We start from the raw sequence: 12,963 nt of genomic DNA on the forward strand, positions 1-12,963 counted from the left end.
TCTTTATTTCGAGATTATGATAAAAGTCTCCGATCTTAATATTCCCGTAATAGAAGATTTCGACATTAACAATAAAAGAGTTTTATTAAGAATTGATATAAATTCTCCAGTAGATAGAAAAACTGGAAGGTTATTAGATGATTCTAGGATTAAAGCTCACGCAGAAACTGTAAGAGAATTGCTAGATCGAGGGAACTCAGTTGTAATAATTTCTCATCAAGGAAGACCGGGTGACGATGATTTCATATCATTGGAAGAACATTCGAAAATCCTTTCTAAATACGTTGGTAAAGAAATACAATTTGTAGATGATGTTATAGGACCCTATGCTAGGGAAAAAATACAAACTCTAGGAAAAGGAGAAGCAATTCTTCTAGAAAATGTTAGAATAGTTTCAGAAGAACTTATCGAAGCTCCACCACAACAACAAACAAGAACATTTCTGGTTAAAAAACTAGCACCGCTAGTAGATTTTTATGTCAATGATGCTTTTGCCACAGCACATAGAAGTCAACCAAGTCTAGTAGGTTTTCCACTAGCTAGGCCATCAGCAGCAGGTAAAATAATGGAAAGAGAGGTTTCAGCTTTATCAAAGATTTTTAACAAAGAAGAATCCCCTAAAATTTTTGTCCTTGGAGGAAGTAAAGTAAACGATACTCTAAAAATTATTGAACATTTATCAAAAAACAGAGTTGCTGATAGAATACTAACTGGAGGATTAGTAGCAGAATTGTTTGCTGTGGCTAAAGGGATTAACCTTGGAAAAATTAACATGCAGGTGCTAGAAAGCAAAGGATTGTTAAGCCTAGTTCCTAGAGCTAGGAAAATCTTACTATCTGGCGCACCAGTAGAAATACCAGTAGATTTTACAGTTGAAAAACAAAATGGAGAACTAGCAGATGAGCCCGAAAATAATGTGAGTGGGGTAATAAAAGATATTGGAAATACAACCACTGAGATATATTCTTCATTCATAAAAGAAGCTAAAGTAATTACCCTAAGAGGACCTATGGGTATAATTGAAGATGAGAGATTTAGAAAAGGGACAAAAACATTATTAAAAGCAGCCTTCGAAAGCAATGGCTTCGTGATAATTGGTGGAGGGCATATGATAAGCATGGTGGAGAAAGAAATAGAAATCAATCCTAGTAAGGTTCATATTTCAACAGGTGGTGGGGCATTACTTTTATTTTTGGCTGGCGATAGATTACCAGCGTTGGAAGCTTTACATATGTCATGGGTGATGAATAGTGGAAAAAGTTAAAGTTGCATTAAATGGTTATGGGACGATAGGAAAAAGAGTAGCAGATGCGATAAGATTACAACCAGATATGGAGCTGATAGGAGTAGCAAAGACTTCACCAAATTATGAAGCTATAATTGCAAGTAGAAGAGGGATTAACGTTTACACTTTGAAAGACAGTGTTGAGAAGTTTCAGAAAGTAGGGATTAAAGTCGCTGGAACAGTAGAAGATATGGTAAAAGAAGCCGATATAGTAGTGGATACTACACCAAACGGTATTGGTGCTACATATAAGCCATTATATCAAAGTCTAAACAAAAATGCATTATTTCAGGGAGGAGAAAAAGCGGATATAGGAGAAATATCATTTTCGGCTCTATGCAACTATGATGAAGCAAAAGGTAAAAAATACATAAGAGTAGTATCTTGCAACACTACCGGAATGTTGAGAATGATTTGTACTATGAATAAAATTAGTAAGGTAGAAAAAGTAAGAGCCACAATAGTAAGAAGGGCTGCAGATCCAAAAGAGGTAAAGAAAGGCCCTATAAACTCAATAGTTCCAGATCCTGCAAGCGTGCCCAGTCATCATGCCAAAGATGTTCTTACTGTAATAAAAGGAATTGATATAGTAACTATGGCAGTAATAGCCCCAACAACATTAATGCACTTACACACTATGGTGTTAACAGTCAAAGATAAAATCACAAAAGATGTTATCATAGATACTCTGCTAAATACACCTAGAATTGTTCTAGTTAACTCTTCTCGTACCTCAGTGACGTCGACCGCAGAAATCGTGGAAGTCTCAAGAGATATGGGAAGAAATAGATATGATATACCAGAAGTAGTAGTTTTTGAAGATTCGATATACACAAATGGTAATGAGGTGTTTCTAATGTATGGTGTACATCAAGAGTCTATAGTCGTACCAGAAAATATTGACGCGATAAGAGCATCATTACAACTTATGAGTAAGGAAGACTCAATAAAAATTACAAATGAAACACTTGGAATAATGAGGGGGTATTTGATTTGACAGAGCCAACGTATACTGTAAGCTATTGGTTGAGAAAAATACTAGTACCAATTGATGGATCGGAAAATAGTTTTAGAGCATTAGAATTAGCAATAGATTTTGCAATGAGATATGGATCACAAATATCAATACTTCATGTTTGTGAAGATTGTAATGAAAATGAAATTAAAAATCTCGTAGAAAAAAGAGTCAAAGGAAGAGTTGATTATGAGCTGAAGATCCTTAGATATTCAAATAAAGAAAGCAGTGTTAGTAATGAAATATTAAAGTTCCTTTCAGAAAATGCTTATGACGCAGTAATTTTAGGCGCTAGAGGTTTATCAATTACAAGCGATATAAACATTGGATCAGTGGCACTTTCAGTATCTGCTAATGCTCCAACAACAGTAATACTTGTTAGATAAGTAATGGTAGTACTTTTCCATTAGAGTATTTAGAGAGGTCTACTCCTTCAAAAGTATACTTAACCTCTAGGAAGTTCTTTCTAAATTCTATGACTTTTTTCTTAACTTCTGCGGGATCTTTATTATCTATTGCTACTTCTCTCATAAGCTTAGCAACTTCTTTCATCTCTCCTTCTTTCATGCCAAATCTTGTCATTTCTTGTACGCCTAGTCTTATTCCACTTGGGTCTTTTACCGCCTCTGGAGGATCATAAGGTAATAAATTCTTATTAGTTATTATATTAGCATCTTCAAATAACTTGGCAATCTTGGCACCACCACCTAAGTTTCTTACATCAAGAACTACTTGATGACTTTGAGTATAACCTAAATGTTCTCCAATAACTTTGAATCCTTCACTTACTAATGCTTCAGCTAAAGCCTTAGCATTTTTAGTTATCTGTTTGGCATAGTCTTCACCAAAATATTTCATCTCTAAAGCAGTAACTCCAGTAGCAGGCAGTCTATGTAAATGATGATTGCTTACAAACCACGGAAATATAGTATCCCAGACTTTTTTAAATACTTCATCTTCGTTCGAAAATACGGCACCACCCTGTGGTCCTGGGAAAGTTTTATGAGTAGAGGAAGTCATTATGTCCGCTCCTTCTTCTAATGGATTATGCCAAGCCTTACCAGCTATCAAACCATAAACGTGGGCTGCATCATAAACTACCTTAGCCCCAACAGCATGAGCATGAGGGGCTAATTCTTTTACGGGATGAGGGAATAAATATAAACTTCCACCAAGCACAATAAATTTAGGTTTTATTTCCTCTATCATTTTTATTGCCTTATCAACATCTACATTCATTTTATCAGCGTCGTATGGTAACTCTATATGCTCAATGCCAAGTGCACCTAAAGTACCAAATTTCGTATGACTTACATGTGCTCCAGCTTGCACTGGCGCGATGAGAGCTTTTTCCCCCGGGTTTGCTAAAACTCTAAAGACAGCTGCATTTGCAATAGTCCCAGCTATAGGCCTTAAATCACAGAACTTTGTGTTTGTAATCTCATTCATTAACTTCATAGCCAATGTCTCTACTTCATCTACATATTTTGTACCTTGATAAAATCTTTTGAATGGTTTACCTTCCGCGTATCTAGACATAAAGTCGCTCATATAAACTGATTCTGCTAATGGGCTCATTACATTTTCAGATGCAATTAAATTAATTACTTCTGTTCTTCTCCACTTATTTTGTTGCCTTGTAAGCTCTATTATTTGTTCAAGCTCTTTAGGAATCTGAGCCATGTGATTAAGATAAAACCCCATAGCTTTTAAACTTTGACTCCTCTTCCTAATCTCATATGGGCTTTGCCAAGTTCCTTATTCGCTAAAGCCGCCAGTAGGTTTAGCTCACCTGAAAGCACAGTTGCTGCTATAATTTCTGCAAACTTTTTCGCATTACTTCCGGGTGGATTTCCAGGTCCAGCAACCCCCATTATAGAAAGAGCTTCCTTTTGAGTAGGAAGTCTTGTTCCTCCACCTACTGTTCCTACTTCAAGCGATGTTAACGTAACCGAAAGGTATAAGCTATTGTCCCTCACTTCCGTCCATGTGTACCCAGAGCTACTTTCTACGACTTGAGCTACATCTTGCCCAGTAGCAATAAATATTGCAGCAACAACATTTGCAAAATGTGCATTAAACTGAAATATTGTACCTGCTCTAGCTCCACCTAGCCAGTTCTTCCTCAAGTTAACCTCATGAATTAAATTTACATCTGACTTTAATACGGACTTAACTATATCTTGTGGTATAAGTACTTCTGCTACAACAGTTTTACCTCTTCCATGTAAAGAGTTTACTTGAGACTGTTTTTTATCACTACACATATTCCCGCTCACTGCTACACACTCAGCTTTTCCGAATTCTTTTTCAATGAGCTCACATGCCTTTTCAGTAGCTATTGTAGCCATATTCATACCCATGGCGTCTCCAGTTTCATACACAAACCTCAACCATACATTATTGCCTAAAACATATGGCTCGACATTCATCAACCTACCATGAGAAGTTGTTGATTCAGTTACCTCTTTAATGCGTTGAAAATTATTTTTAATCCATTGAAGGAACTCTGCTACATCTTCAATACTACTTAATTTGAATACCGGAGCTCTAGCCATCCCATCAAAAATAATCTTTACTTTTGCGCCTCCACTCTTAGTTATAGCTTTTGCGCCTCTGTTTACACTAGCTATTAGGGCTCCTTCAGTAGTAGCTAATGGTACGTAAAAATCGCCTTTAGCATAATCCCCATTTATTTTAAGAGGACCAATAATACCTAGTGGAACTTGAATTCCTCCAATAACGTTCTCAGCATTCTTGTTTTTTATCTCTTCATAATCTATAATTGTAGAACCTATAGAAGGAAGTTTAGAGTTAGTAATCTTTTCTAAGGCTAGTCTTCTAGCCACCATAGCAGCATTAGCTTCTAAAAAATTATCTATTTCATGGAGATCTATTTCACCTTTAATAACCTTCTCAACTATCTCGTCTATCGTATTTTGCATTATCTATCACTCTAAACTTAATACCGTATTGTATTAAACCATTAGTGGAATCTGCAGTAATTCTTCTTAGTACAGCTTCTACCTCATCACCTTCTTTAATATTTTCAGCATCAGTTAATGGTGCTAAAATCTTTATACCCTCGTCAAGTTCAATTAATCCTATAGGCATTGGCATAGCTTTTTCATATCCTTCCCTGGCTTGATATGATATTGTATACGCTAGTAGTTTACCGTGTCCCCTCGAAACTATCTTCTCAACTCTACTTGAGCCACAAGAGCTACATATTGACTGATAGGGATAGATTATATTACCACATTCTTGGCATTTGCCCAAAGTTATATTATATAGCTCTTCTTTCAATCTCCAATTCCTAGGAGGACTTATTCTCATTTCATTCACCTCATTAAACTAATCACATAAGATGAATTTGCTAAATCATCTGTGGAAACAACTATACCTTTTTCACCTACAGCCCTTTTACCTTTGAATTCTCCTCTTAATTGCATTACAATTTCAGAAAGCTGATATATTGCAGTTGCACCGCCTACATATCCTCTCGCTTTTAAACCACCACTATAGTTTATTTGAAAAGAATCTAGTTGTTCTAACGATTTTCCTCTCTCTCCCAAGCCTAATTCTTCTAATTCTAAAGCCGCAATTATGCTATAGGAATCATGTATCTCCACTATATTTTTCTCATCAATTTTGTGATCCAACTCCTTCATTGCCAATCTTATTGATGGTAAAGACAATTCATAGGAGTAGCCAAAAGAAGATCCAGATATTTTATCTAAGGTAACTGGGGTATCTGTGTATTTCTTTGCCAAGCTATCTTCAGTAAGTAGAACAATAGATGCACCATCCCCTCTTGCTGCAACATCAAATAATCTTAATGGTTCCGCTACTAATTGAGAAGAAACAACTGTTTTTAAATCAGCTTTAAACCTTAAATATGCATTTGGATTTTCTACTGCATATTCGTGCATTTTAATAGGCCAATTGGCAAAATATTCGTAAGGAACGTTATACTGCTTCATATACATCTTTGCAAGTATTGCGGCATGTGAATGTAATGTTAAACCCAAATGGTACTCATAGTCATGAAGCAAATTAGATGCAGTGAAGTCATTAATTTGTTTAGAGTTAAGATCAGAGAACTTATCTATCCCTATTAAAAGTACAGACTTAGCTAAACCCGATTTTATTAGAGAATATGCTGTATAGACAGATGCTCCTCCGTTATCTCCATTCTCAACTCTAAAAGTTTTTGTGCCTCTAAATCCTAGAGAATTGGAGAGCTTAACCGCGGAAAGATTTGATTTTCCTATACTCTCTATATATCCGCTAGAAACTATAACTACGTCTGGTTTGACTCTCTCTTTTACTTTTGTTTCTAGTTGCTTATATGCTTCTATTACCAAGTCTTTTTCAGAATATTCATAATATCTATCAACTTTAATTGAAGAAACTTCAGCTACAGATACCATTACTCATACACCTTAAATTTGTTAGTTGTTTTAGCGTAATAAGAATAGGGAACAACTTTCTTATTAAGGATGTACTCATCAACTTTTGGTGCAAGTTTCTGTCTCTCTTCAATCTTATCAGTAACCGTTATACTAAACGCGTCACTACCGGCTCCACTACCAAATGGAGCTACCAAAATTCTTTGTCCTGGTTTAGCTATATCTAGAACCTTTGCCAATCCCAACAAGGCAGAGGCATTATAAGGATTGCCCACGTACGGTGACACTAACCCGTCTTTAACTTTCTCTAATGGAACACCAAGTTTCTTAGCTACTTGAACAGGAAACTTTCCGTTAGGCTGATGAAACACAAAGTAATCAAAATCAGAAATATTGTATCCACCCTCTCTTAAAAGAAGTTGAACTGCAGAAATTATATGGGCAAAATACGCTGGCTCACCAGTAAAAGATTCTCCATGTAAAGGATACGGCATCCCATCCCTTCTCCAAAAATCTGGCGTGTCAGTGGTGTATGAGGTTGAATATTCTATTATCGCTGACGATTCACTTGCAGGACCAACTACATATGCTACAGAGGCTGCTGCTGATGATAATTCAAGTATATCACCGGGGTTTGACTGAGCTACATCGCTGCCGATTACTAAACCGTATTTTATCTTATTTGATTCAACCATACCTGCAAGCAATCTTAATCCTACTGAAGCTGCCCTGCATGCAAATTCAAGGTCAGCACTTAAAGTTTCATTTGAAATACCTAAAGAATCAATAATTATAGTTGATGTTGGCTTTACTGCATAAACTTTAGATTCAGAGCCGAACAACACAGCCTTTATCTCAGATGGGTTAATCCTAGCCCTAATTAGTGCATTTCTTGAAGCTTCCCAAGCCATTGTTGTCGAATCTTCATCGAACGAAGGAACCGCTTTTTCTGTTAGACCTAAGCTCTTAACAATACCTTCATCATATCCCCATAACTTAGCTATTTCCATAACATTGATCCTATAATGAGGAACATATGCTCCCCAACCAACTATTCCAGCACTCATTGGAGTTATGTGGATAGTTTTTAAATAAAAAGAGTTTCTACATTTGTCTATGAGGCCATAGACATTTGTCGAAAAAAACTTTATCATTAAGAGGAAACATATATCCTACTCTGAGCTTCTATCTGCGAAGAACATCTGATACCGTTTTGGTTTCAGCTGAGACACTATATATTCAAATGCTGCTTGAGGATTACTATTTTCACCGCAAGTATAAACATCTAGAGTAGCATAATTATATTCACTCCACGTATGTAGTGCTATATGGCTTTCCTCTACTAGTGCTATTACTGAAACACCACCTTTTTTCCCACCAAAACTCCAAGATTTGCTTTCTACTAATGTCATATTTGCTATTTTTACTGCTTCTAGAACTACACTATGCAAAAAATCTTTATCGTTTAAAATCTTAGGATCTATATCGTACAGGTTGCCGAAAACATGTTTTCCTATTATCCTATCTGTATTTACTTGAGAAACGAGTTGAGAGCTCATCTCTTTTCCTAAGGCCCTCCGGATATGGATTTATAATACATGACTAATAAAGTAATCTATTATATTATGCGTTGCGATTAAACTCAAATACTATAGTAAAGAATTACCCGATCAATGAAAGGAATTTTTGTCCTTGGAGCAGTTTTCATAATACTAATACTTATGGGAGTATTATTCTATTATGAAGATACACATATAGATATTCAAGCTTATGCACAGAGTGTTACATTTGTTAATGAACTCCCAGGTAGCTTTATAGTGAAAATAAATCTTGTAGTTAAAAATAACGGATTCCTCCCAATGGGTACTACTATGACAAGCATATTAGGTGTAGTAAATGGTACTTCCCCTAGTTCATTACTAACCCAAACTCCTAAACAATATATAAACACAACCTCAGTTAATATAGGCCCATTCTCTAAAAAGGTAATAACAATATCCTATACATTGCCGCCAGATTTTAATATTAAATACTTTTATGTTGAAGCTTCTGGGTACTATAACTTCAAGTATACTAACACATCTAATATACAATTAATAGAAGAAATTAATACCTTAGCTCAACGCGCTACATCTTTACAAATTCCGCCACAACAATACTTCCTAGGTGGAAATCTAACGTTAATAAGTAATCCTAAACCTCCATATTTATATATAGTCCAACCATATACTATAACAGTCTTCAATAACAATTCCTATGCATTATCATTTTATGCAATATTTTATCCATACAACCTTAAGATGAATAGCGGAAGTTATAACGTAAAAGTGTTTGTAAATAACATTTCGGTATATAATGAAAATATCCAAATACCTTATCAGTACAATGAACTCCTTATACCAATAGGAGAAACACCAATACTTTCACAAAATTCTAATTATACAGAAAATGTCTACATACTATTCAGTGGAAATACTGCAACTTATTACGTGGAATTTAAGCTAAAATTATAATTAATAGAAGATGAAATTTCTTTTTGCCTTATAATAATTTTTGCTCTAGCCAACATTTTTGCTAAAGTAATCTTGGGGGTGATTAAAAGATAACACACAAATTAAACTTTATAAGATTAGAAGTATTATTTTTTAGTGCCGCCGTAGCTCAGCCTGGTTAGAGCGCCGGACTCATACGGTTTCCAGGGGACATCCGGTTGTCCGGGGTTCAAGTCCCCGCGGCGGCACTTCTTACAAAACGGTTATTCTTCCATTCTCATTCGCTAAATAAATCTCATAATCTTTTCCGCAGAAAACTCCAGTTTCAACCACAGAAGGAATTGCCTTGACTTCCTTATCAAAACTACACAAAAATTCCCTTCTAACCATGACGTCAATAATTATGTTTCCATTATCAGAAACTATAGGACCTATCTTTCCATTGCTCTCCCTAACTTTAACTTCATAACCTCTTTCTTTAAGTAACGAAATTATATATGAAACACCAACAGGCACAACTTCTACTGGAACTGGATATAAACTAATATCTTTCATTTTTTGTTCTTCCCCAATAAAAATCTTTAAAGATGAAAAATAGTACAGCATTTTTTCTCTAAGTAGCGCTGCTCCTCCTCCCTTAATCATTATTTTATCTGAAGTTACAAAGTCAAAGCTGTCAACATATATCATAGGTTTTATCCCAGAGTATAAACTAAGAACAATACCCCCTTTACTACTTAGTTCTAATTCGGTATCTATAGAGCTAGTTATGAATAATTTCCCATTTATTAGATTTTCATTGTGCATCACTTCTATTAGTTTTTTTACAGTCCTACCAGTACCTAAGCCAATAATTTGGGGCTCTTTGAGTTTATCTATTACATATCGTGACACAATTTCTTTTGCGTCCATGTAGAGAAGTTAATGAAGAAAGATAAAAATCTAAGCATGAAGAAAATGTCTATGTGAATTAATTTAGTTTTACAACTTAAGCAGAAGTAGATATATTGTATACATTTAGTATTTAAAATTAAATTTTAAGCTAATTACAAAAATTTTATAGTAAAATAATTAAAAACTTGTCCTACTAATAGTACAAGAATTTATCAGCTTACTACTACAAAACCTATTTAAGCAAAAATGTTAAGATATATATTACGCGGGGGTGCCCGAGCTGGTCAAAGGGGGCGGACTCAAGACCGCCCAGGGGGATATCCGCTGGCATAGGCCTGCGTGGGTTCGAAGCCCACCCCCCGCATGCTACTAAAATCTTAATCAAAATGCTTCAATAATTAAAGATAAATATATTAAAGAAAAAACTTTACATTTTCTTAAGAACTAGAGAAGTTAAAGTCGACATCACGCCCTTTACTGATCTAATATTTTCTATTGTTTGATTTAACTCATTAGTATCTTTAGCCTCTACTTTAACAAGAATATCATAATCCCCAGAAATTTCCATCACTTCTTTTACCCCCGGAATAACAGCAAGTCTTCTTGTAACCGCCGTAGTATATACATTAGAATCACATTTAACAGATATTAGTGCTTGAATATTTTCTGGTGGTTTAGGCTTCAGCACTCTTCCAGTTACTGACTCGGCAATCTCTAATAAATCTACGTCTCTATAAAATCTAGCAGAGGGGTTAGCTTTAATTTTAGCCAAAACTTGATCCAATTCTGCGTCAGTTAATTTTACTCCTAGTTTCTCAAACCTATCTTTTAATGCATGCTTACCTGTGTACTTATCTATTACATAGTCTCTACTTCTACCAAAAGTTTCTGGTGGCATAAATTCATATGTAGAAGGATCATTTAGTATTCCTGCAACATGAATCCCTGCTTTATGAATATAGGCATAATCTCCAGTAATTGGATAATTAGGCGGCATAGGGATACCGGAGTATTTCTCCACTAAATTAGACAATTGTTGAAGTTTGTTTAGTTTAACTACATCAATTCCAAAGTGATATTTTATTGCAGCTGCAACTATTTGCAAAGGAACTATTCCAACTCTCTCACCTAATCCATTTACTGTTGTATGAATTATAGTTGCACCACCCTCTATCGCAGCTAAAGCGTTAGCGACAGCTAAACCTAAGTCATTATGTGCATGAATGTCAAATTCTAACCCTGGTACTTCCTTCGTTAATGTACTAAACAATTCTCTAGTTTTTGACGGATATAAAATACCAACTGTATCTGCTATACTTACTCTATCTGCTCCAGCATCTCTAGCTGCTTTACAAACTTGAATGAGATAGCTTAAATCAGTTCTACTTCCATCTTCAGCAGTAAACCTAACTTTTACTCCATGACTCTTAGCATAACTGATATGATCTGCTATAATGTTAAGGGCTTCTTCTCTAGTTACATGATGTTTTGCTTTTAGATGAGTATCACTAACACCATAAAATATCGCTATTCTATCAACCTCTAGTTCTGCTGCAACTTCAATATCTCTTTTTACAGCTCTACTGTGACCGACAATCTCAGAAGTAATTTCTCCTTCTCTTTTTAGTTTCATGATCCTTTTTATACCTTCATAAATATCAGAAGAGACTGAAGGATGTCCTGCCTCTATCATTTGCACTCCTATGTCCGATAATGCTTTTGCTATCTCAACTCTTTGATCAATTGTGAAAATTACACCCGGTGTTTGCTCTCCTTCTCTCAATGTTGAGTCTAAGATTCCTACTTTCATACTATTAGTTCTTCATTCAGTAATCCCCTTATAAATAGAGTGTTAAAGAGGAGTTCGAATAAAAAACTATTTCAGAGAATTTATTATCAGTTGGATAACATTTTCAGTTCCTATTTTAGGGGAATACTTTTGTAAAATTTTACTCATTAAGTCATAAAATTCTTTGTTCTGCCTAATAAGATCTAAATAGTTAGTATATACAAATATAATAGATGATGATAAATTATGGCTTTTCTCAAAATCTTCCTCTATTTCACCTAATATTCTCTCCAGAAGCGTGCTATCTATTCTTCCCTTATACTGCCTAAGTATTTTGAATTCTTCTTCGTTTAGTATTGACATGTTTATCACACTGGTTCAATTATACTACCTAAATCATTACCTTTAACAATATCTAAAACTTTTTCAAGTCTTTTATAATTCATAACCACTACCTTTATCTTCGATCTCTCAATTATTTTTATTGCTAAAGGATCTAACAGTTCATAAGTACCTGCTTTAACTGATTGACTAGATTCTAAAACTTTTCTTAAAGTTATGGTGTCTAGTTTTGGAAGTAATTTGGCATCATTATAGTATCTAGGATCTTTGTCATAAACTCCATCTACATTTGTTGCTAGAATTAAGTAATCTGCACTTATAGCCTCACTAACTAGTGCTGCTACTGTGGCTGTTGATTGCCCTGGCTGAAAGCCGCCCGTAATTACTACTTTCCCACTTTCCCACTTTTCTATGAATTCTTCTACGTTCTCTGGCACTTTCATATAACTAAGTTCACTTAAGATAAAAGTTAACAAATATGCATTTAACCTAGAAGCCCATATTCCTAATAAGTCTAAATAAGCCTCATTTACTCCTAATTCTCTAGCCATTTTTATGTATTTTCTTGCTGTAGCTCCACCACCACTAACTATAGCAAGCCTGTGATTCTCATTAATAATTTGTTTTACAGTATTTTTAAGCTCGATTAGACTATTTATATTCTCCTCATCAAAAAACTTCCCGCTTATCTTAAGAACTAACTTCATCTTTGAAAAATATTTTTAACTTTATTA

General features: G+C 34.9%; 14 protein-coding genes and 2 tRNA genes. 6 read left to right on the plus strand and 10 right to left on the minus strand.

Going from position 1 to position 12,963, the window contains the following annotated elements; all coding sequences use genetic code 11:
• The first annotated feature begins 16 nt into the window (after positions 1–16).
• The 3 genes from AC3OCB_RS08165 to AC3OCB_RS08175 are packed head-to-tail and all read left to right on the plus strand — an operon-like array spanning position 17 to position 2,686.
• Entirely contained in the window at positions 17–1,264 is a 1,248-nt protein-coding gene (locus AC3OCB_RS08165; RefSeq protein WP_498341872.1) for a phosphoglycerate kinase, read from the plus strand.
• Complete coding sequence (locus AC3OCB_RS08170; RefSeq protein ID WP_498341873.1) at positions 1,251–2,282, plus strand: phosphorylating glyceraldehyde-3-phosphate dehydrogenase; 1,032 nt, start codon at positions 1,251–1,253, stop codon at positions 2,280–2,282. Before AC3OCB_RS08165 ends, AC3OCB_RS08170 begins: the two co-directional genes overlap by 14 nt.
• Entirely contained in the window at positions 2,279–2,686 is a 408-nt protein-coding gene (locus AC3OCB_RS08175) for a universal stress protein (RefSeq protein ID WP_498341874.1), read from the plus strand. Before AC3OCB_RS08170 ends, AC3OCB_RS08175 begins: the two co-directional genes overlap by 4 nt.
• Here AC3OCB_RS08175 and glyA read toward each other — a convergent pair.
• The 6 genes from glyA to speD all read right to left on the minus strand — a co-directional run bounded on the left by glyA (position 2,679) and on the right by speD (position 8,271).
• Entirely contained in the window at positions 2,679–3,983 is a 1,305-nt protein-coding gene (glyA, locus tag AC3OCB_RS08180) for a serine hydroxymethyltransferase (protein ID WP_498341875.1), read from the minus strand. The two genes, AC3OCB_RS08175 and glyA, sit on opposite strands and share 8 nt — an antisense overlap.
• Before the next feature lie 26 nt (positions 3,984–4,009).
• Positions 4,010–5,245: a hydroxymethylglutaryl-CoA reductase (NADPH) gene (gene hmgA / locus AC3OCB_RS08185; protein ID WP_498341876.1), complete on the minus strand. Its 1,236-nt coding sequence runs from the start codon at positions 5,243–5,245 to the stop codon at positions 4,010–4,012.
• Positions 5,217–5,636, minus strand: a complete 420-nt coding sequence (locus tag AC3OCB_RS08190) for a Zn-ribbon domain-containing OB-fold protein (RefSeq protein WP_498341877.1) — start codon at positions 5,634–5,636, stop codon at positions 5,217–5,219. Before AC3OCB_RS08190 ends, hmgA begins: the two co-directional genes overlap by 29 nt.
• A gap of 5 nt (positions 5,637–5,641) precedes the next feature.
• The gene (locus AC3OCB_RS08195; protein WP_498341879.1) at positions 5,642–6,733 is read right to left on the minus strand and encodes a thiolase family protein; all 1,092 of its coding nucleotides are present in this window, start codon (positions 6,731–6,733) and stop codon (positions 5,642–5,644) included.
• On the minus strand, positions 6,733–7,779 hold the full coding sequence (locus AC3OCB_RS08200) for a hydroxymethylglutaryl-CoA synthase (RefSeq protein WP_498341880.1): 1,047 nt from the start codon (positions 7,777–7,779) through the stop codon (positions 6,733–6,735). Before AC3OCB_RS08200 ends, AC3OCB_RS08195 begins: the two co-directional genes overlap by 1 nt.
• 105 nt (positions 7,780–7,884) lie before the next feature.
• Positions 7,885–8,271 (minus strand): adenosylmethionine decarboxylase, encoded by a 387-nt coding sequence (speD, locus tag AC3OCB_RS08205; RefSeq protein ID WP_498341881.1) that lies wholly within the window; start codon positions 8,269–8,271, stop codon positions 7,885–7,887.
• A 114-nt stretch (positions 8,272–8,385) separates the two neighbouring features.
• Here speD and AC3OCB_RS08210 point away from each other — a divergent pair, with 114 nt between their 5' ends.
• Both AC3OCB_RS08210 and AC3OCB_RS08215 read left to right on the plus strand, forming a co-directional pair.
• Positions 8,386–9,225, plus strand: coding sequence for a hypothetical protein (locus tag AC3OCB_RS08210; RefSeq protein ID WP_498341883.1), 840 nt, complete (start codon positions 8,386–8,388; stop codon positions 9,223–9,225).
• Between the two features lie 137 nt (positions 9,226–9,362).
• Positions 9,363–9,452: transfer RNA gene (locus AC3OCB_RS08215), tRNA-Met, on the plus strand.
• A gap of 4 nt (positions 9,453–9,456) precedes the next feature.
• On the opposite strand, the gene rpiA is transcribed toward AC3OCB_RS08215, so the two are convergent.
• Positions 9,457–10,116 carry a ribose 5-phosphate isomerase A gene (rpiA, locus tag AC3OCB_RS08220; RefSeq protein ID WP_498341884.1) on the minus strand — a complete coding sequence of 220 codons (660 nt, stop codon included), beginning with the start codon at positions 10,114–10,116 and terminating at the stop codon, positions 9,457–9,459.
• 247 nt (positions 10,117–10,363) lie between these two features.
• On the opposite strand from rpiA, the gene AC3OCB_RS08225 reads away from it, so the two are divergent.
• A tRNA-Leu gene (locus AC3OCB_RS08225) sits at positions 10,364–10,462 on the plus strand.
• 63 nt (positions 10,463–10,525) lie between these two features.
• Here the strand turns inward: AC3OCB_RS08225 and lysS are convergent.
• The 3 genes from lysS to pyrH form a co-directional block, all read right to left on the minus strand.
• The gene (lysS, locus tag AC3OCB_RS08230) at positions 10,526–11,908 is read right to left on the minus strand and encodes a homocitrate synthase (RefSeq protein ID WP_498341885.1); all 1,383 of its coding nucleotides are present in this window, start codon (positions 11,906–11,908) and stop codon (positions 10,526–10,528) included.
• 66 nt (positions 11,909–11,974) lie between these two features.
• On the minus strand, positions 11,975–12,250 hold the full coding sequence (locus AC3OCB_RS08235) for a hypothetical protein (protein WP_498341886.1): 276 nt from the start codon (positions 12,248–12,250) through the stop codon (positions 11,975–11,977).
• A gap of 5 nt (positions 12,251–12,255) precedes the next feature.
• Positions 12,256–12,936: a UMP kinase gene (gene pyrH, locus AC3OCB_RS08240; protein ID WP_498341887.1), complete on the minus strand. Its 681-nt coding sequence runs from the start codon at positions 12,934–12,936 to the stop codon at positions 12,256–12,258.
• Positions 12,937–12,963 lie beyond the last annotated feature (27 nt).

Source organism: Sulfurisphaera sp. (assembly GCF_059755235.1).